The organism is Sphingomonas panacisoli (assembly GCF_007859635.1).
GTDB classification, from domain to species: Bacteria; Pseudomonadota; Alphaproteobacteria; order Sphingomonadales; family Sphingomonadaceae; genus Sphingomonas; species Sphingomonas panacisoli.
Map to the genome: position 1 here is coordinate 957,060 of NZ_CP042306.1, position 19,757 is coordinate 976,816.

General features: G+C 60.9%; 13 protein-coding genes. 9 read left to right on the top strand and 4 right to left on the bottom strand.

The features are described from left to right. The first annotated feature begins 394 nt into the window (after window positions 1-394). The 4 genes from FPZ24_RS04890 (at window position 395) to FPZ24_RS04905 (ending at window position 7,585) form a co-directional block, all read left to right on the top strand. Window positions 395-3,820, top strand: coding sequence for a coiled-coil domain-containing protein (locus FPZ24_RS04890; protein ID WP_146569980.1), 3,426 nt, complete (start codon window positions 395-397; stop codon window positions 3,818-3,820). Window positions 3,821-4,049: 229 nt separating this feature from the next. Further along, the gene (locus tag FPZ24_RS04895; RefSeq protein WP_146569981.1) at window positions 4,050-4,577 is read left to right on the top strand and encodes a hypothetical protein; all 528 of its coding nucleotides are present in this window, start codon (window positions 4,050-4,052) and stop codon (window positions 4,575-4,577) included. 115 nt (window positions 4,578-4,692) lie between these two features. Further along, window positions 4,693-6,669, top strand: coding sequence for a M13 family metallopeptidase (locus FPZ24_RS04900; RefSeq protein ID WP_240047684.1), 1,977 nt, complete (start codon window positions 4,693-4,695; stop codon window positions 6,667-6,669). A gap of 109 nt (window positions 6,670-6,778) precedes the next feature. Then, window positions 6,779-7,585: an alpha/beta hydrolase gene (locus tag FPZ24_RS04905; protein WP_146569983.1), complete on the top strand. Its 807-nt coding sequence runs from the start codon at window positions 6,779-6,781 to the stop codon at window positions 7,583-7,585. Between the two features lie 220 nt (window positions 7,586-7,805). On the opposite strand, the gene FPZ24_RS04910 is transcribed toward FPZ24_RS04905, so the two are convergent. After that, window positions 7,806-8,660, bottom strand: coding sequence for a helix-turn-helix domain-containing protein (locus FPZ24_RS04910; RefSeq protein ID WP_146569984.1), 855 nt, complete (start codon window positions 8,658-8,660; stop codon window positions 7,806-7,808). Window positions 8,661-8,768: 108 nt separating this feature from the next. Between FPZ24_RS04910 and FPZ24_RS04915 the strand changes: the two genes are divergently transcribed. After that, the gene (locus FPZ24_RS04915; RefSeq protein ID WP_146569985.1) at window positions 8,769-9,719 is read left to right on the top strand and encodes a hypothetical protein; all 951 of its coding nucleotides are present in this window, start codon (window positions 8,769-8,771) and stop codon (window positions 9,717-9,719) included. A 257-nt stretch (window positions 9,720-9,976) separates the two neighbouring features. On the opposite strand, the gene FPZ24_RS04920 is transcribed toward FPZ24_RS04915, so the two are convergent. Both FPZ24_RS04920 and FPZ24_RS04925 read right to left on the bottom strand, forming a co-directional pair. Further along, window positions 9,977-10,606: a M23 family metallopeptidase gene (locus FPZ24_RS04920; RefSeq protein WP_146569986.1), complete on the bottom strand. Its 630-nt coding sequence runs from the start codon at window positions 10,604-10,606 to the stop codon at window positions 9,977-9,979. A 183-nt stretch (window positions 10,607-10,789) separates the two neighbouring features. Beyond that, window positions 10,790-11,101 carry a hypothetical protein gene (locus tag FPZ24_RS04925; RefSeq protein ID WP_146569987.1) on the bottom strand — a complete coding sequence of 104 codons (312 nt, stop codon included), beginning with the start codon at window positions 11,099-11,101 and terminating at the stop codon, window positions 10,790-10,792. Between the two features lie 210 nt (window positions 11,102-11,311). Here FPZ24_RS04925 and FPZ24_RS04930 point away from each other — a divergent pair, with 210 nt between their 5' ends. Continuing rightward, on the top strand, window positions 11,312-12,778 hold the full coding sequence (locus FPZ24_RS04930) for an alpha/beta fold hydrolase (protein ID WP_146569988.1): 1,467 nt from the start codon (window positions 11,312-11,314) through the stop codon (window positions 12,776-12,778). 9 nt (window positions 12,779-12,787) lie between these two features. Here the strand turns inward: FPZ24_RS04930 and FPZ24_RS04935 are convergent, their stop codons facing one another. Then, entirely contained in the window at window positions 12,788-13,630 is an 843-nt protein-coding gene (locus FPZ24_RS04935) for a helix-turn-helix domain-containing protein (RefSeq protein ID WP_240047685.1), read from the bottom strand. A 194-nt stretch (window positions 13,631-13,824) separates the two neighbouring features. Here FPZ24_RS04935 and FPZ24_RS04940 point away from each other — a divergent pair, with 194 nt between their 5' ends. The 3 genes from FPZ24_RS04940 (at window position 13,825) to FPZ24_RS04950 (ending at window position 19,630) form a co-directional block, all read left to right on the top strand. After that, window positions 13,825-15,858, top strand: a complete 2,034-nt coding sequence (locus tag FPZ24_RS04940) for a M13 family metallopeptidase (protein WP_146569990.1) — start codon at window positions 13,825-13,827, stop codon at window positions 15,856-15,858. 266 nt (window positions 15,859-16,124) lie between these two features. Beyond that, window positions 16,125-17,504: a hypothetical protein gene (locus FPZ24_RS04945; RefSeq protein ID WP_146569991.1), complete on the top strand. Its 1,380-nt coding sequence runs from the start codon at window positions 16,125-16,127 to the stop codon at window positions 17,502-17,504. Window positions 17,505-17,782: 278 nt separating this feature from the next. Beyond that, entirely contained in the window at window positions 17,783-19,630 is a 1,848-nt protein-coding gene (locus FPZ24_RS04950) for a serine hydrolase domain-containing protein (protein WP_186729066.1), read from the top strand. Window positions 19,631-19,757: the final 127 nt, after the last annotated feature.

Sequence of the window (19,757 nt, forward strand, 5' to 3'; positions counted from 1 at the left end):
ATCGACGCCGCCACTCTCGGGCGGGCATTCATCTATTTGAGGAAGTTTGAGCCGCGTACGATAATCGATACTTGCGTTAGCGGAAGTATTTCACCGCTGTGGCGCGTAAGCCACAGCACGTATCGCCTCGCCTGGTATTCTACTACATCGCGAGGCGATCGTAAAACCCGCTCACGCTAAATCAGGCGTGGAAAAGGGGAGGCCGAATCACCTCACATGGTGTGAGGTATTGTACGATCCGTCCTACATGTTTTGCGCAATAGGTTAGCATCGTTGCCGACGCTAACTGCGGGCTGATAGCCTTATCTGATCTAGAGTTTCGCCCCGATGGGGCGGGCGCCTGCCGCGGGCTGCCGCACGGGGCGCTGCCCCGGCGTAGGAAGGGATTGGTCAGATGGCCGTCGTCTCGACATTGCGGATGATCCGGCGGCGCGCGTCACGACGCATGATCGCGGACCTGCCGCTCGATCTCCAGGACATGGAGCTCGACGATCCGCTGACGCTGTTGGTGGGCAGGGTGAAGATCCCGTTGGAAAAGTGGCAAGCGAGCGAGAAGGGCAAACCGCCGGCGGCGCGGCGCCCTTGGTTCGGGATCCCGGCGTCGCCGCACTCATCTCGGCTCCGTTCTTCGGACGGCCTCGAATCCTTGCACTTCGCGATCAATCCAACCCGCGAACGCAGCGCCGGCGGCTTCGATCGATATTCCACCGACAAAGAAGAAGCCAAGGCGATATCACTCGGCGACCTTGGGCCTGCTGCGTCGTTCGACGTGTATGCGCTCGGCCATGGCACCGACCAGCAGCTCGAACCGTCGCTATCCATGGTGACAACGCTCGATCTCGATCCTGACGTGCGACAGCGTCAATGGGACGAGATCGAGCAGTTCGAGCGGAGCCTGCGTCGCAACGTCCTGCCGGGCCCGCCGCGTATCAACCTCCGATACGAGCGTCATGCCCATCTGCTGCTCGATGCTGCAGGGCGGCCCGACTGTCCTAGCGGCCTGCGGTCGGTAATCCTCGCCGAGCGCGATCGCGTCGCCCGAGGCGAGGAGCTTCCAGCCCGCCTGATCCAGAACGGCGTGCCATGGATCAGCGACGATGCGCCGCGAGGGATGAACTGGCTCAAGAATTTGCCCTCGTGGCAGCAGATCAACGACAAAAGTTCACCTTGCGCCAAACTATCGCCCGGACGCGGTGTGGTTACGGTGATCGCGGGTGAACTCGAACTGCCGTCCTGTTTTGATGCACAGGGCTGCTCGGCGGTCCTCAATGGCTTCAACGAACATGTTCAGGGCCTGTTGCCGACGCCTGTCCCGGAAGATCCTGATCGCACCGTCGTCATACCGTTCCTGGGGGTGAAGCATCGTCCGGGTCAGCTCAACGATGATCGCAATACCCATCTTCATTTTCAGATCGCGACGCGGGGGCTCAGGATCAGCGAGGGTGGCGAGCTGATCTTCGACGAGCATAAGGTGCCCGAGTTGACGGCGAACGGCGCGATCTACAAGTTGCGGACGGCGGCTGCACACTTGATCAACGTGGAGCTCGAGCGCCTCGGCGCCGATTATCGCCTGAGCCCGAAAACCTACGCCGAGCTCGGGATCGAAGCGGCTACGCAAGTGAAGTTGCACGGCAAACAAACCGTGCTGGAGCGCGCCGGCGTACCCACCGGCCCGGGCATCGACAACGTCGCCGAAGGCTGGCGGCGAGAATTCGCAAAGGCGCAGGCCGAGCACGACGCCGCGATCGGCTTGCTCGATACGCGTGATACCGATGCCCGCGATCGGATCGCACGATTGCGCGACGTAGCGGCGCGCGAGCAGCAGGAGCGGGAGCGAGCTCTCGCGTACGACGAGGCCCTCCGCGCGCTGACGCTCCAGGCGGAGGCTGCCGAGATCCGCATTCACATCGCGATGGCGCGCAGCAGACCTGAGCTGACGGTGAAATTTGCTCGGGGCTATGCCGACAAGGCTCGCCGTGACGGCCGTGACACTTGGGATAGCGAGATCTGGGGCGCCCGCGATGCGGCCGCGCTCGACCACCTCGCCACGCTCGACGCTGACCTCGCGATTGAACGACGAGCAATCGAAGACCGCGAAGCCGAGGCCACGCGTCTTCAGGCGCGTGCCGATGGCAGATACAAACAAATCGAGCGTGATGAGCAGCTTATCGTTCGGCCGGCTTCGACGGCTGTTCATCCCGCTCGCGCGGTCACACTCATCGCCGATCGCGGCCTCTATCTCTCCCGCCTGCGCGATGGGTTGGGCGTGCGGCCGGAACACGACCCGGACGGCTTGGTGCGCGGTGTCGATCTGAGCGGGCAGGCCAAGCGGCTCGAAGGTATTCGCGCTAGCCAGGAACGCGAATTGACCCAGTTGCGCGCGCGGGTTCGCAAGCACGGGCTGGATAGCCTGACCGACGACGCCCTGCACGACAGCACCGAATGGTTACGGGCCGCCGCCCGAAGATGGCGTAGCACGGCCATTCTGAAACAGATGGTTGCCGCCGATCGCGGCATGGCACGACCCCATGCCCAGTTGGTGCAAGACGATATCGAATGGTTGCCGTTCGATCCGGTCCGCGGTGCGCCGAGGACGCTTGGCGATCTCACCCGGGAAGAGCGGGCCAATCTTCCAATCGAGTTCGCACCGGAGCCCATCGCCCCGCCGCAACCGGCAGCGGCAAAGAAAGAGCCTGTCGAGCAACGGTCCGCCGAACCCCGCTCGATATTCACCGAAGAGGAGCGTCGCGTTCTGCGTCAGCGGATGAAGGATCAGGCTCGCGAAAGAACTCGTATCGACGCGGCCATCCAGCATGCGATCGAAAAGCGCGCCGGCGATGGGCGGTCGCTGACCCCGCACGGCGCGCGCCTTTTGGCGCGGCTGCGTGACGGGTTCGACCCGACCCGCGTCGATCGCCACATCGGTATCACTGGCCGCACGCTTGATCAGCGCGACGCCGAAGAGATCGTGCTGCTCCTGCGTAACCCGGTGTTCGCCGAGCGTGCAGAGAGTGTCCGCAATGGTGATGCCGCAGTGCTTCGCCTTATCGATGAAACGCTGCGCGATCATCCGGTGATCGACAAGCTTGGCCGAGTTACCGTCGTCAACGGCAAGCTTGTGTTCGACAATCCAGCAATCGTCGGCGCTTCGCTTCACGCGCCCGCCGACCTGGCGCGCCAGGCGCTTGATCGGCTGGGTGACCAAATGCCGCGCATCTCCCGTCACAAGGGCGTGTTTGGCATACACGATCGTGAAATGATCGAGCATTGCGGCGACAACTATATCGGCTTGCTCGACCTGCAGATCCAATGCCGGTTGAAGGCGATCTGGCGCGTCCAGCGCGAAGAAGAGCGGGCGCTTCTGCGTCGCGTCGGGCGCGGCGAGGTCAAGGCCGTGGCTCGGCTGGCTCCGGGAAGTGATCAGTCAGTCGCCCGGGACGAGGTCAGGGGGGCGACGGACGTTGAACATCGGGTCGCGGATCGCCATTGGGCGGATCCTAGCTGGTACGTGGCGTGTCGCCTCGCATCGGTGGCGCCGAGAAATATTCTCCCTCCGCGGCACGCCGATCCGGTCTTGAATGCGACCTTGCGTGCCGTCGATGATCGGGCCCGACCCGGTGTGCTCGATCAGCTTATTCTTCGACTGCGCGCTATTCGGCCGGCTCCGACGCTTGACGAGCTGAACAGTCGCGATCGGTACACTATCGACGACCTGCTGAGCGGTCGGCGAAATCGCTACCGCTTCATCCAGCGAGATCGCGAAGGCAGACAACGGACGCCGGACGGGGTGCAGCGTGATATTGGTCGATTGAGTGATTGAGCACTGGCAGCATTGCGCCCCAATTCCAGTCACTCAACGAGGTGTTGAGCCGACCCGAAAGCTGCCATCCGCAGATGATCGCACGTCGATACCGCGAAATGTGACGTCCACTCCTGATTGACCGTTTTCGTTTTGATCAACATCAATCTAAAAGTTCTCAGCGCGACGTTTTCATCCAAGCACCATCGCGTGACGCTGATAAAGCTCGGGAAAGGTTGAAGGAGGGAACATGCGCATCGCCGCCGTTATCTTTTTCGCTGCCTGCGCGACCGGTTGTAGTGGCGGCGGTATTACGGGAGGCTCGCAAAAAGCAAGCGATTGGGCACTCGATGCCTGCAAGACGTTCCCGAAGGAAGCGGCAGGCAAAGCCGCAGGGGTTGCAATCGCGAACGCAGAAACAGCGGGTCAGACGGGCAGCAGCGACACGCTCGTGTCGAATTGCACTTATTCGAGTGCCGACGGCAAAACCAACTTCGGTGTCTTGTTGCGACAAGAGAAAACCGGCGGACAGACGGTCGACGCGCAGATCGCAGACATGAAATCGCGGCCTGACATGACCGGCCCGTCCGAAGATGTCGCGATGCCGAAGGGCAAGGCGGTTTGGGCGGCGAAGATGCATACTTTGTCGTACGTGCCCGCCACTGGTCGGATGATCGTCGTCACGCCGCCGGGCGCCTTCTCGTTCGGCGGCGCGACACCAAATGACGGCGACCTAAAAGCCAAGGCCATCTCGATCGCGATTGCCGTCGAGGGGTGAGGGGTTTTTACCAGTTAAATTCGGGGGAGTTTTGATGATGCTACGCCGCTTCGCGTTAGCTGTTACTCTGTCGTTGTCAGGGGCGGCGTTCGCCGCCGCTACGCCGGACAAGCCGATGTTCGGCAGGTTCGGGATAGACACGACGGCAAACGATCCAACGATCGCGCCAGGAGATGACTTTCCAAGCTACGTAAATGGCAAATGGTATGCGACGGCAACTATCCCCGCCGATCGTTCTTGGTATAGCGAGAGCCTGCGGATCAACGATGACACGATGCTGCGCGTGCGTGCGATAGACGAAGCGGCGGGGTCGTCTCCCAAGTCCGACAGCGAGCGCAAGGTCGGCGATTATTATGCCAGCTACTTGGACGAGGCCGCGATCGAAGCGAAAGGCAAGTCGCCGCTCTCGCCTGAGTTGGCGCTGGTCGCCGCGGTCAATAACCCGCGCGAGCTTGCCGCGACGATGGCGCGTCTGGAGCGTAGCATGGCGCCGGCGACGTTCGGCCAACCGCAATCGGCGTTTCCCATCGCCCCCGGTGTTGGACCCGACCTAAAAGACCCATCTCGGCACATCTCCGGGTTTGATCAAGGCGGCCTCGGACTGCCGGATAAGAGCTACTACACTAGTACCGACCCCGACATTGTGAAGATGCGTTCCGCGTATCGCGACTATGCGATCGCGATGTTCCATCTTGCCGGATGGACTGACGACCCGGCGAGGGTCGATCGCGTGATCACGCTGGAAGGTAGAATTGCCGCAAGTCAGTGGGATCGTGCCGCGACCCGCGATGTCGCCAAGACCTATAATCTGATGACATTGCCGCAACTCGAGGCAGCCGCGCCCGGATTTGACTGGGCGACCTATCTCAAAGAGGCCAAGCTGGGAGGGCGGTCGAATTATGTCGTGAGCGAGCCATCGGCCATGGCCGGCTTCGCCAAGCTCGTGCCTAATACCCCCATCGAAACCTGGCGGGATTATCTGGCGCTTCGGGTAATCGGCAACGCCGCCCCGATGCTGTCCAAAGCGTTTGTGGACGCCGACTTTGCCTATCACGGCAAGGCGCTCAGCGGCACGCCGCAGCTTCGCGCGCGGTGGAAGCGCGCCGTCGCGTTCACGAACGTCGCGCTGGGTGACGCCGTCGGCAAGGTTTATGCCGCGCAGTATTTCCCGGCCAGCTCCAAAGCCGCGATGCTGACGATGGTCGATCAGCTGCGCACGGCAATGGCGGCGCGGATCGATCGCCTCGACTGGATGGCGCCGCAGACCAAATTACGAGCAGAGAAGAAGCTCGCGAACTTACTCATCCAGGTCGGATATCCCGATCACTGGCGCGAATATTCGGGCTTCACCGTGGTTCGCGGCGACGCTTACGGAAACTACGTCCGCGCAGCGCAGTTCGAATATGACCGGTGGATCGGCAAGTTAGACAAGCCCGTAGACCGTGGCGAATGGAGCATCACGGCGACGCCGCAGACGGTCAATGCCTTCAACGCCGGCGCGCAAGTCAAGCTCATCTTCCCCGCAGCATTTCTTGCGCCGCCGCATTTCGACCCAAACGCCGATCCCGCCGTCAATTATGGATCGATCGGTGCGGTGATCGGGCACGAGATCACACACAGCTTCGACGACCAGGGCGCCAAGCTCGATGAGAACGGACGATTGTCCGACTGGTGGACGCCCGCTGACGTGAAAGCGTTCGAGGCGGCTACAGGAAAGCTCGCGGCCGAATTCGATGCCTATGTACCCGCGCCAGGTATGCACATTAACGGCCGGCTGACGCTCGGCGAGACTACCGCCGACCTAGGCGGTCTGCTGGTCGCGCTGGACGCCTATCATGCCAGCCTGGGCGGAAAGCCCGCACCGATTCTTGGTGGCCTGACAGGCGATCAGCGGTTTTTCATGAGCTTCGCGCAGACCTGGCGCGAACTTCAGCGTCCAGAAGACCTGCGCGATCAGGTCACCAACGATCCACATCCGCCGGGCCGCTACCGCGCCATGACGGTGCGCAATGTCGATGCCTGGTATGCAGCGTTTGGGATTAAGTCTGGAAAGATGGCGTTGGCGCCCGCTGATCGCGTGAAAATTTGGTGACCAGTCCGTCGTTGAGTTTGATGGGAGAAAGCGCTTGAAACGGTATTACGTAGCGATTGCTGCTGCCCTTCTTGCCGCGGGGCCGGCGAGCGCAGACGATGAGGCGTCGATGAAGCTGCTCGCGGCGGCGGTCGCGTCACTGCCATTACCTACCGCTACGGTGCAATATGGTGATGACGCGTTGCGCAGCGGCACCGTCCGGCTGCCGGCGAGCAAGGGGCCGTTTCCCGTCGCGGTTCTTATCCACGGCGGCTGCTGGACGCGAGGTTACGCTACCCGCAAGTCGTTCGAGCCGCTAGCCGATGCCCTGGCCAAGCGCGGGATCGCGGTGTGGAATATCGAATACAGTCAGATCGGCGATCCCGGGGCCGGCTGGCCGGGCACGTTTCAGGATGTGGCAAAGGCGATCGACTATCTACCGGTTCTGGCCAAGAAATATTCGTTCGATCTTAAGCGGATCACCTTCGTGGGCCATTCGGCAGGCGCACATCTTGCGCTTTGGGCCGCCTCGCGCACCCAGCTTGGTTCGCCGTGGGGCAATGCCACGACGATCAAGCCCCGCTCGGTCGTCGTGATCGACGGCCCCGGATCGCTCGCCCCCTTCGTGGGAATGGACGCAATGGTGTGCGGCAAACCGGTGATCGCGCCTTTCATGGGCGGAACGCCTGCTGATCAGCCGGAACGCTATCGGATTGCATCGCCGGCCGATCACCTTCCGCTTGGCATGCGCCAACTGATAGTAGAGGGCGAACTTGGACCGCTGATGAAAAGTTACGTGGCGGCGGCTAAGGCATCGGGTGACCCCACCGAAGAACTCGTCCCGGCTGGCGCCGACCATTTCGATATCATCGTCCCGAGCACGTCAAACGGCAGCAAAGTAGTAGACTTCATCGCCTCGCACGCATTCGCGAAATAGGCTGATACTGATAGGCGTTCCGGTCTCGCGCTAGACGACCGTTGGGTTGAGCCGAAGCTGGTGCGCGCCCTAAATCCAGCCATTCAATGCTGGCGGGCCTGACCCAAAACACTGCCGGTGATCATGTCCAGCCAACCAGCTGAAAGACCATCGTCACATAGTCCTGCGGGGGCACTTTTTCGACGGCAGTGAATTTGCGCGCAGCGGGCCTCCCCTCCGATTATTGAGCCTTCTCTATTTCTGGTGACAGACCCAGAGGATGCCGCGACGCGATAGCCTGCCGGACCCGCATGACATCCCGCACCAACAGATTTGGTTCTTGCAGGAACCGTGTCGGATTTACGCCAACAAAGCGTTTGAAATCGCGATTGAAGTGCGGTTGATCCGCATAGCCGCTGGTCCAGACCTCGCGCCTGTTGTCGATACCAGCCGCCAGCTCTGCCGCGACCCTGAGCATCCGGTGTTTGTTCGCGAGCAACCTCGGCGGCAGGCCACATGCCGCAGTCGTCATCCGCTGCGCTTGCCGCATGGATACACCGAGGGTTGCCGCGAGCGCGTCGATGTCGTGGACTTCGCCGTTTGCCCAAGCACCAATCAACGCGATGCGCGGGTCCGGATCGGCAGCGCGGTTCAGAACCTTTAGCAAAACCTCCTCGACCGCTGCTGCCAATATCCGGTCATCCGACGCGGGATCGCACTCTAGGGGATCAAGTGAAGAAGTGCCCCAGACCGCGGCCAGATCGAATACCTTTTCAACAACATCGCCGGCTGCCATAGGCAAAAGCGTCGCCCAGCCTTCAGGAAACAGACCGGTCCCGACCACCACGGTCTCGCCCGACGTCAACAACGAAATGGCGGCGGCCGAGGGGCCAAGCGCTGCGACATTCGGAATCGGCTGGTCGACGCCGTCGCGGCAGCGCCACGCGTAGTCGCCGGCCAGCCGCCATTGCACTTGCGGCAAGAGCGCTCCGGCTATCGCTTGGTTGTTTGGCCCGGACGCCCGAAATACGTAAATCCAATCGACTAACTGGGCGAGCGGTGGACTGACTGGCCACCATGTCATCGCTACACTCACGCATACCTCCCACAGCCGATAGCGCGGTAAAGATATTCGCCACGGCAAAGCAAGTGGAGGATTGGCAGCCTACCGGTCGAGCACCTTTGCCCCACTTTCGGTCGTTCGATGACGATCCGGCAATCTCCGAAATCAATCGGAAATCGTTCGTATTTGCTGGCGTTCGCGACGAGTGCTCCCTCGCCGATAGACACCGTCAGGCTGTTGATGATAGCGATCGCAATAGATGGCTTGGGGGAAAGCATGCCGTACCGTCGCGCTTGGCTGTTTATCGTTGCGCTGATTGCAGCAACCTTATTCGCCTTTTGGCGCAGCTATTTCGGGATATTTGCGCGCGCGCCTTCTGGTTTTCATATTCATGGGCTCACGGCTTCGCTGTGGATGCTTCTCCTTCTGGCGCAAAGTTGGACTGTAGATCGACGCCAGTTCGGCGCGCATCGTATCGTAGGGAAGGCCACTTTTGTCGCCATCCCATTGTTCGGCGCTGGTGCGATGGGCGTCATTTATTCGATGGCCGCCAGCACGGTCGGTGGCGACCCGTTCTACGCGTTGTGGGGCGCTCGTCTCGGCTTCCTAGATCTGCTCGCCTTTGGCGCGGTATTGTATGCGGCAGGCATGGCACTTCGGCACCGTCGTAACGTGCGCCTGCACGCTGGTTACATGCTATCGACCGCTCTGCCGCTGGTAAGTCCCGTATTAGGTAGAGTGATCAATCAGACTGTGCCCGGCCTGACCATACGTGGACCGCAAGACTTTCCGTTGTTTGGGCCAGGAGTGCAGCTGGCCAACCTTATCGCCGCCGGCTTCGCGTTATGGTTATGGCGCACCAATCAATCGGCGGGTCGTCCTTGGGCCGTCGCGCTCGGAGTAGTGGTTGTTCAGATTGTCAGCTTTGAGACGCTGGCGACCGGTAGCGCCTGGGGCAGACTGTTTGTGGCGATTGGCTCGCTACCACTTACCGTCTTCTTGGCATTCGGGCTCATCGCGGGCGCAACGACAGTGCTCATAGGTTGGAACGTCCACGCGGGGCGAAGAGTAGCACAGCCGGCGACGGCTTGAGCCGAGGTCTCGCGTTTATGCCGATGGGTAGCTTGTTGAGCGACCTATTAGCCAGTCCGAAATGCGCCCCAATTACGGACGCTCGAAAACGTACGAGCTCGCCCCGAAAGCGGTCGTCATTTTGGAACCTCAGCGAGCCAGCTAGCGCTGGACCGCTGATTTGTTCACCGGGAGCCAGCGAACTCAAAATCAAAAATGTCAGCTAGTCTGCAGTCTTTGACTTTTCTGATCGAATCGAGCCGCTTCCCTAAGCGCCGTCAACCGCCCGACAGCGTCGCCGCCATCGCGCGCAAGTCCCAGCGGATTTGTAACGGGACATTATCCCTAAGCCGCCATGCGCCAACGTGCACGTGCGGGCTACGCGCCATGCCATTGTTGCCGTCAAGGGCGATGACTTGTCCCGCGATAACTCGATCACCCTTTTTTACACGGAAATCGGTGAGATGCGCTAGGACGATCACAACGCCGTCGGCGGTCAGAATTTGAACCATCGCTGCAGGCGGCTTTCCCATGGTACCCGGAACGTTGCTGGTCGACTTTCCAAGTAAACCTACGACCTTACCACTCACCGGCGCGAGCACTTCCGCTCGCCAACCGTACCAGTCTTCATTAGTCCTTCCATCAGTACGATAAAGCTTGGTAAACCCATTTATCCCGTCGACGCCTCCGCCGATCATGCAGTCGGTCCCAAGCGCGTCGCCCGCATACTCCAGTTGTCCGAACCAATGGTCCATGCACATGAAGGGCTGTCGAAAGATCGGCCCTAAGGAAACCTGGTCGATCGCGCCGGTGACGGGGGCGGCTTTGGGCGGTAAAATAATCGGTTTTTCGGGTAGGGCCGGAGAAGGTGCAACCACTTGGGCGAGCAACAATAGAGGCATGAACATAAATAATCCTCGGAGTCAGATGAACAACTTACCGCTGTGCTAGAGGGGTTGGCAGACTAGAAGGAGTGTCTCGCGGACCTGCCCCAACTTATCTGTGTCTGAGCCTCAAGACGTCGAACACGACTTTTCAGAGCCCGCCACCACCACATCTGGGCGACGGTGAGGTCCAAGCCAGCATCGTCTCTATAAGATTGGCCGCAGAAGACCCGCGGCTAAACCGACGAGGGTCAGTAAAATGATGATAAACAACGCAAATAGCACTCGCTTATGTCGTTTGCGCAGATCGACGTCATAGGCGACCACATCGAGCCAGTAGCGACCGGCCTCTTCGCGAATGATGCCCTCGCGTTGCCATCGTGCAAAAACCCGACGTTGGATGTGCCGATTGAGTTGAATAGAAATTGCGCGTTCCGGTCGCACGGCATCTCGACTGAAAAACTCGTGCTGAATATCGCGCCGCGCCTTTGCAATTGCTGCGGCCGCTGCCGTGGCCATGATCTAGGTCCTCTCCTTTGAAACGCTGTTTAGGGCTCCTAAGCAGCCGCAGATAGCAGCTCGGTGCTGTAGCGGATGCGTAAATGGAGGAGCTGCAAACGAGCGACTTTTACGCTAGGTAGAGTAGTATGATCAATCTATCCTGCCTTGCGCGATCTTGCGCGTTTGTCGGCACGGGACGCTCGGTCATTTGATCCTGCGGCAGTGCGGATGTCCTACAAAACGCGCAAGATTCAACAAGGATGTTGCGCATCAGGACGATATGCTGGGCGCATGAAAACCGTCTCCCACGCGACTCTAGTCATTGCTGCTTTGGCTCTCGCGCTTCCGTGCTCGCCCGTCCACGCGCAGACGTTGCCGCGCCGCGCCGCGCTCGGCGCGAAACTCGGCCCTGCAACAGGCGGGGTCGCGATTCTCGAGGTGCTGCCGGGCGCAACCGCGCAGCAACTCGGCATCACTTCGGGCGACATAATCGTATCGATAGATGGCCAGCCAACTGACAATCCGCTCGCAGTGGTGCGCGCGATGGAGCCGCTGCGCGGCGGCGATCCCATCCGCATCGACTATCGGCGCGGCGACGCCAATCGAACCGCGAATGGCAAGGCTGCGTCTCGTCCGCTTGAAAGTTACCCCAACGCGACGGTTAAATACGGCGCCTATGCCTTTAAAGGCGGCGCCATCCGCGACATCCTGGTCATGCCCGCCGGGCGGCCCGATGCACCGGTCGTGTTCTTTTTGCAGGGCTATACCTGCGCAAGCATCGAGGCGGGTGATCCGTTCGGCCTGTACGGCGGACTGGCAAAGGGGTTCGCCGACGCTGGCATCGGATTTTACCGGGTCGAGAAGCCCGGCATGGGCGACAGTCGGGGTGGGGTGCGTTGTGAAGACATCGATTATGCAACCGAACTCGACGCGTATCGCACGGCGTACCATCATCTCGTCCAGGACCTCGGCGTCTCGCCCGATCGCATTTTCCTGTACGGCCATTCGCTAGGTGGCCTCCAGGCGCCAATGCTCGCGGCGGAAAATCCGCCCCGCGGGGTCGCCGTGTATGGCACCGTACTGAAAGACTGGGCCGCCTATTCGGACGATCTAGCGGTATTCCAGAACTTCCTGATCAATGGCGCCGATCCGGTGGACGAGGAAGCGAAATACGCTAAGCGAGCCGTAATTCTACGTCACTTCTACCTCGATCGCTGGTCCCCCGAGCGGATAGTGGCGGCCGATCCCGCCGCGGCGCAGGCACTGAGAGAGATGGTCGGGTGGGACGGCGGCAACCATGCGTTCGGCCGAAGCTATGTCTTTGCGCAGGACCTGCCCGGTCTGCCGCTGATCAAGGCATGGCGCGACGCGAAGAGCAACGTGCTGTCGCTTTATGGGGCCAGCGATGAGGTTGCGCTTTTCGACACCGACCAACGGATGATCGCCGAAGTCGTCAACTGGTATCGACCTGGAACGGCGCGGTTCATGTCGGTTCCCGATACAATGCATGCGATGGATCTGGTCGGCGATCGCGACGCGTTTCGCCGGCGCAACATGTCAGCCGGCGGGCTGAAGTTCGGTATGTTCAATCCGAAGGTGTTGGAGCCGATCGTCGCTTGGATCCGCGACAGCATGGCAAGTCCGCCGGTACGAACCCGAAGCTTCACCACGCCGGGCGAACGACCGACGCCTTGATTGCGGGTTTTAGCAAGGACGCTTGCGAGGACGTTCGATCGCGGTTGGCGCACAGCCATATTCGCGACGAAAGGCATGGGTGAATGCGCTCAACTCGGCATAACCCGCGTCGAGGGCTATTTCGGTAATCGCCAAGTTGGTAACGCGCAGACGCTGCGCTGCCCGTTCGAGCCGCAGCGTGCGGTGGTAGCGGGCCGGCGGCGCGCCATAGGCGGCGGCAAAATAACGCGTCAGGTGAAATCCGGACAGACCGGCCGAGCGCGCCAACTCGTCAAGCGGTACCACCCGGTCGATATTCCCGTGGAGAAGCGCCCGCGCGACTTCGAGCCGATGATAGATTTCTTGACGCGTCGAAGCTTTCTTCACGTCCAACGCGCCGATCGAACGTCCCGCACTGGACAGTACGTCCCCTAGCGACGCGCTTACCTGCGCCATCATCGTGGCTGGTAGCTGTGCATCGCCTCGCCCTCGATGCAAGCGTGCGGCATAGTCCGCGATCAGGCGGCCGAGCGAGTTAGAGTCGGTCGATTGCAGAATCGCGCGCGGCAAGACCAGATTCGGATCGAATCCATCATTGCCGCTCGACGGCAGATAGATGCACAAGCCCAGCGTCTGTTGATTTCGCCGCACGGTTGCGCGTGACGGCGGGCCGCGATCGACAAGCAGCATCTGGCCGGGCCGCACGACGTAAGGGCGGCCGTCGATCTCGTGAATTTCTTCGCCTTCGATGACCACCTTGATCGAGGGTGATAGCGACTGGACCGCGCTCTCGCCCGGCGGCAGTGCAGACACCACGAACTTGCCGGATGACGGACCAGCCGATCCGGCGCCATGGCGTCGCATCTGGACCATTTCGATCACGGCGCGCCGATCCTTCGCCGTCGCCGGAAAGCGCTTTGTACCTCAGATACGCACACAGGTCGAGCCCAATCGTTGGAAACCACAGTCAATTTCGTTCCCTGTCTGGCGAAACGCGCAAAATCTCACAAGTCGGAATCCTCAAAGCCGCTTAGGCCGACGCCGATACACGCTTGGGAGTTCTTCGAATGAAATCCGTCACACTGGTCCGCCTATCCTTAGGAGCGGCCGCTCTCGCGCTCACACTTCCTACAATCGGGCAGTCGACCAAACCAAAATACGGGGCGTTCGGGGTTGATCTGACGTCCGAAGACAAAAGTGTCCGACCGGGCGACGACTTCTGGAGCTATGCGAACGGCGCTTGGGCGAAGCGGACGGAAATTCCCGCTGACAAGGGTGCGGTGGGCTACGGGAACCAAATTGCCGACGATGCTGAGGTCAACGTCCATAGCCTCCTAGTCGATATGGCCGCGAACCCTGCGGCGTACGGAGCGGCAGGCAAACAGATCGGCGATTTTTTCGCGAGCTGGATGGATGAGGCTGCGATCGAAGCGAAGGGAACTGCTCCGCTTCAGCCCTATCTCGCGCGGATCGCGGCCGTGAATGATTTGACCGGGTTGCAGACGTTGTTTGCGACGACCGGCTACGCCTCGCCGGTCTCGATCGGGTCGATACCCAACCTCGCCGACCCGACGCATTACACGGCGATCGTAGGCCAAGGCGGCCTGGGCATGACACGCGACATGTATCTGCTCGAGGGCGAAAAATATGACGGGCTCCGTGCAGCATACAAAGCCTATATCGTGAAGATCCTGGGGCTCGCGGGCATTCCCAATGCCGGCGCCAAGGCGGCTGCGATTTTTGCGCTCGAGACCGCGATGGCCAAGGAGCAATGGTCGCCTGAGCGCAGCCGCGACCTCGCCAAATTGAATGACCCCGAAACGCTTGCAGGTCTCAAGGCTAAGGCACCCGATTTCGACTGGGCGCTGCTGCTCAGGACGTCCGGGTTCGACAAGACGCCGACAGTGCTGATGGCGAACAATACCGCGCTGACCGCAATGGGCAGAATCATGACCGCAACCCCGCTCCAAACTTGGAAGGACTATTTGGCATTCCACTTTATTGGAGATCGAGCAGTCCTGCTGCCCAAGGCGTTCGACGACGCCCAATTCGACTTTTATTCTCGGACGCTCGGCGGTGTCCAAGAAAAACCCGAACGGTGGAAAAGAGGCGTGCAGCTAGTGAATGCAGCGCTCGGCGAAGCGGTTGGACGGATCTATGCTGAGAAGTATTTCCCGGCGTCCAGCAAAGCAAAAATGACCGAGTTGGTTGAGAATTTGCGTGCTGCCTACGCAGATAAAATTGGCGCGTCCGCCTGGATGGATGACGGGACGAAGAAAGCGGCACTCGCCAAGCTGGCAGCGTTCGAGCCGCGAATTGGCTATCCCAGTAATTATATCGATTACAGTTCTCTCCGGGTCGATCGCAACGACCTGCTCGGCACCGCGCTGCGATCGGCCGATTTTCAACATCGGCTAGCCTTATCGCGCTATACAAGGCCAGTCGATCGGACGCTTTGGGGCATGACGCCGCAAACGGTGAATGCCTATTACAGCGCGCTTGCTAATCAGCTTACATTTCCGGCGGCTATCCTGCAGCCGCCCTACTTCGACCCGAACGCTGATGCTGCCGTCAATTACGGTGGGATTGGGGCGATCATTGGTCACGAGATGGGGCACGGGTTTGACGACCAAGGCAGTCGGTTCGGCCCGACCGGCAAGTTCGAGAACTGGTGGAGCGATGCGTCCAAAGCGGCGTACGTCGCGCACACTTCTGCACTCGCTGCGCAATACGACCAGTACGAGCCCGTCCCCGGTACCAAGATCAACGGCAAGCTGACGCTCGGCGAGAATATCGGCGACTTGAGCGGCATGGAGACGGCCTATAGGGCATATCAGCGATACCAAGCAAAACATGGCAAGGCGAAGGTGATTGATGGGCTAACTGGCGATCAGCGGTTCTTCCTCGCCTATGCCCAAGCGTGGCAGATCAAGGTGCGGGACGATCTGCAGCGCCAAAAGCTGCTCGGCGACGTCCATTCGCCCGGCCAGTATCGCGTCAACGGCGTCGTCCGTAATTTCGACCCTTGGTATAAAGCGTTCAACATCCAGCCGGGCGACAAATTGTATCTCGCGCCAGCGGACCGGGTGCATATCTGGTGATCTTGCGGAGTTGGGCAAAGGACAGGCGGGTGGCGATCCGGTCGGCAGCGGCGCTGCTTTGCTCAATGTTGCTGCCCGCCACGCCCTCCTTGTGCGCCGCAGCTGTGACGCAACCGCGGGGGGGCTCGGGTCCTGTGGGGCAATGGGAAGGAGAGGCACTGCCGAAAACGGGCCCCCCTGTCTTTCTACTGCTGCACGTCGATAACGGAGCGACCGGTCCGACCGCCAAATTGTTCGTGCTCGGCCAAACGATTGATCTCGGAAAGGTGGCGACGACGGGCGGCCGCCTTTCGGCCGTGACGGAATCGCTCAAGATCGCCGCGACGGTGCGAGGCAGGCGATTGGTCGGCAAACTGGTCGAGGGATCGAATATCCTGTCGTTCGCGCTCGACCGTATCCCAAATTACCCCAAGCCCGGAGATCGCCTCGAGGCTTGGGCGCAGGATCTTGAGGCGCTCGCGACCCGGCTGCCCAAGGCGGACCACAGTTTCACGCCGGCGACTCGCCTGGCTTTCACGGAGGCGGTCGCAGCGATCAAGCACGACCTCCCGCTGCTGAGCGACCAGCAGGTGATGGCACGTATGGCATCGGCGATGGCGCTCGCGCGTAACGCGCATACGCGTCTGTATCTCGTCCGGGTGCGCACCCAAGTGCGGATGTTACCGATCAAAGTGTGGTGGTTCAGCGACGGGCTGCGCATCGTTCGCACCGCCCCGGCATATGCCTCGCTGCTCGGGTGCCGCGTCACCGATATCGAAGGTGTCGACGTGCGCCATGCGCGCGACATCGTCGCGCCCGCTTATGCCGGCAACGCCGGGTGGGTGGACTATATGTCGACCTACACGTTGGGCAGCGCCGAACTGTTGTCGGGATACGGCATCACCGCCAGCCCAGACCGCGCGGTGTTCGGGCTCGCTGACTGCGCAGCGCCGCCGCGCGCCACACTGCCCGCGATGCCGCCGGCCAAAACCAATAGCGCGGTTGAGGCGTGGTGGGATCTCGCGCCGGGAATGGCCGTGGCCGGTTGGCCACAAGTTCTGGGGACCGCGACACCGCCGCTTTATCTGCGCCATCCCGACAAAAACTATTGGCAAGAATATCTGTCCGACAGCGCCACGCTCTATGTCCAGTACAACCGTGCCGCGGAAATCCCCGACCAAAGCGTCGCTGCCTTCACTAAAAGCGTGATGGCGATGTTTGACGCGCACCCTGTGAAGCGCTTTGTGCTCGACCTGCGCCTCAATACCGGCGGCAATCAGGATATCGCCAAGGGCCTGATGGAGACATTGGCGAAGCGAACGCAAGGCATGGCGCGGTTCGTCATCACCAGCCGCGCGACCTTCTCCGCCGGGATCAGCCACGCGGCCTATTGGCGGCAGTTCCCCGATGTGAAGATCGTCGGCGAACTGGTCGGGGACAGCATGGATTTCTGGTCGGAAGGCGGCAATCTGTTGCTGCCCAACTCCGGCTTGGCCGCCCATTTCGCCAACGTCCCGCACAGTTTTTCGACTGCGCCATGCCCGCCCGTCAATTATTGCGAAGAAGGTAGCGCGCCCAGCCTACGACCAGATGTGCCGACGTTCCTTTCTTGGCAGCAATATATCGAGAAACGTGATCCATCGCTTGAAGCGATCGTGGGCCGGTAAGCGCCCTAATATCGGTCGAAACAGCTCGGTGCGCAAACCCTCAAAAGCGGCCATTGGTATCGACGCCGCCGCAGCGCCGGCGGCAATACGTCTCAGTTATAGATGCGTTGCTTGACATGACACGGTCCATACCGCGCAATGCTAGCCTCTAGGGGTTTGGAATGCAGAGCGGGAGGGCGAGGATGATCTCGAGGTTTATCCCCTTGGTCGTGGCGCTTTGCACTGCGCCACTTCTGGCGCAAACGACGGCCAGTAGCCCGGGCGCTACGCAGACGACGGTGACCGAGCCGACCGGGTGGAAAGCTACGTCGGGCCCGGGCCGGGTGGAGTTTCTGGCGCCCGAAGAAGATTTCACTATCGACTTGGTCGACGACGCTGAAGCGACTGACGCGAGCGGAGCCGCGAAGTCGGCGTGGAGCACAATCGACCCCGCGTCGCAGCGCGCGCCGCTCAGCATATCGAAAGCGGCGGCGAGCGAAGGCTGGGATGAGGAATGGCAGATCGAGTATGCGTCCACGCCAGGTATAAACATTCGAGCGATTGCCTTGCGCCACGGTCAACGTTGGACGGTCGCCTTGTTGCGCGGCAGCGTTGCGACGCTGAGCAAACGCAGCGGCACAATCCTCGCAGTTATGCAGTCTTTGCGACCGGCCGGTGTCACCGCCGAAAATTTTACCGACAGACGCGCGCTCCCGTTTGACGCAGCGCGGCGCGAACGGCTGAAGGACTTCTGGCGGCAAGCGATGGCTGCCTATGGCGTGCCGGGCATAGGCTATGCATTTTTCGATCGCAACGGGGTCATCGAAGAAGGTGGCCTCGGCGTCGGTCGCGTTGGCGGTCGATCGCCAATTACTGCGCATACGCTGTTTAGGATCGCGTCGAACACCAAGGGCATGACGACGTTGCTGATTGCTCGGCTGGTCGATCAAGGCAAACTTGCCTGGGACGAGCCCGTGACGAAAGCATATCCCGGTTTTCGTCTTGGTGATCCCGAAACCCTAAAAGCGATGAAGGTCAGGCATCTGGTCTGCGCGTGCACTGGCATGCCTCGTCAGGATCTCGAATGGATGATCAGTGGCTCACCGAAAACGCCGGCGAGCCGGGTGTTCGACTTGCTCGCGCCGATGCAGCCGACCGGCAAATTCGGGGAGGTCTATCAATATTCAAATTTGCTGGCCGCCGCTGGCGGTTATGTCGCGGCACGCGCGGCCTATCCGTACATGGAAGTCGGCGCCGCCTATGACCGGGCGATGCGAGAAAATGTGTTCGTTCCGCTCGGGATGAAGGACACAACCTTCGATACGACAGTCGCCCTAGCAGGCGATCATGCGTACCCCCACGACGTCGTTCTCGATGGCAGTGTGCAGGTCGGTGTACCCGACGCTGGGCGTGCGATCGATTTTGCGCGGCCTGCCGGAGGTGCGTGGTCGAGCGCGCACGACGTCGCGCTTTATGCGCTCAACGAATTGCGCGAGGGGCTGCTGTCGAACGGACAGCGCTTCGTCAGCCGCGATGCGCTGTTGGAGCGCAGGCGTGGTGGCGTCGAGTATGGCGAGGACACCCGATACGGCATGGGTGTGGAAACGATCTCGCGCTGGGGCGTGTCGATTATTCATCATGGCGGTGCGCTGCCTGGCTGGGGCTCGGATTGGTTCGTCCTGCCGGATGCCGGTGTCGGCGTCGTGCTGCTCATGAATAGCCAGAGCGGCCGTGAGATAGAGAACGAGACGCGTCGGATGCTCGTCGAACTCTTATATGGCGCGAGACCGCAGGCGTTGGAGAGCATGAAAGCGGATGCTGCATCCATGCGTGCAGACGTGCTGGAGTCGGCGAAGGATATTAGGGTACCCGTCGATCCTGTAGCAGCTCGACGATTAGCGGTGCGCTATTTCAACCCTGTGCTTGGAAAATTGACGATCGAGCGCCGAGGTTCCCAGCTCATCTTCAATTTGCCCTCGGGCTCAAGCCGCGTCGGGTCGGAGAAGAACAAGGATGGGTCGACAAGTTACGTGATGATCGATCCGGCAACATGGGGTTGGACGTTCCTTGCCCGACCGACAAGGGATCGCGACGCGCTCGTTATCCGCGATCCACGCCACGAGTATGTGTTCTCCCCAGCGAAGTGATTGTCATCGCGGCGATTGGCGGCGGCGGCAATGCGCCCTTTATTCGGCCGTTCAGCGTCGCAACCAATATGCCCGAAAGCTACCGTCCGATCGACAGTGGCTAAACGTCCGTTATTGGGTGGGAAGC

Bases quoted from the DNA above. Each gene is read 5' to 3' on its own strand.
- FPZ24_RS04905 (WP_146569983.1), top strand. From the start codon at position 6,779: ATGAAGCTGCTCGCGGCGGCGGTCGCGTCACTGCCATTACCTACCGCT.
- FPZ24_RS04895 (WP_146569981.1), top strand. From the start codon at position 4,050: ATGCGCATCGCCGCCGTTATCTTTTTCGCTGCCTGCGCGACCGGTTGT.
- FPZ24_RS04940 (WP_146569990.1), top strand. From the start codon at position 13,825: ATGAAATCCGTCACACTGGTCCGCCTATCCTTAGGAGCGGCCGCTCTC.
- FPZ24_RS04930 (WP_146569988.1), top strand. From the start codon at position 11,312: ATGTCCTACAAAACGCGCAAGATTCAACAAGGATGTTGCGCATCAGGA.
- FPZ24_RS04920 (WP_146569986.1), bottom strand. From the start codon at position 10,606: ATGTTCATGCCTCTATTGTTGCTCGCCCAAGTGGTTGCACCTTCTCCG.
- FPZ24_RS04890 (WP_146569980.1), top strand. From the start codon at position 395: ATGGCCGTCGTCTCGACATTGCGGATGATCCGGCGGCGCGCGTCACGA.
- FPZ24_RS04935 (WP_240047685.1), bottom strand. From the start codon at position 13,630: ATGGTCCAGATGCGACGCCATGGCGCCGGATCGGCTGGTCCGTCATCC.
- FPZ24_RS04925 (WP_146569987.1), bottom strand. From the start codon at position 11,101: ATGGCCACGGCAGCGGCCGCAGCAATTGCAAAGGCGCGGCGCGATATT.
- FPZ24_RS04915 (WP_146569985.1), top strand. From the start codon at position 8,769: ATGACGATCCGGCAATCTCCGAAATCAATCGGAAATCGTTCGTATTTG.
- FPZ24_RS04900 (WP_240047684.1), top strand. From the start codon at position 4,693: ATGTTCGGCAGGTTCGGGATAGACACGACGGCAAACGATCCAACGATC.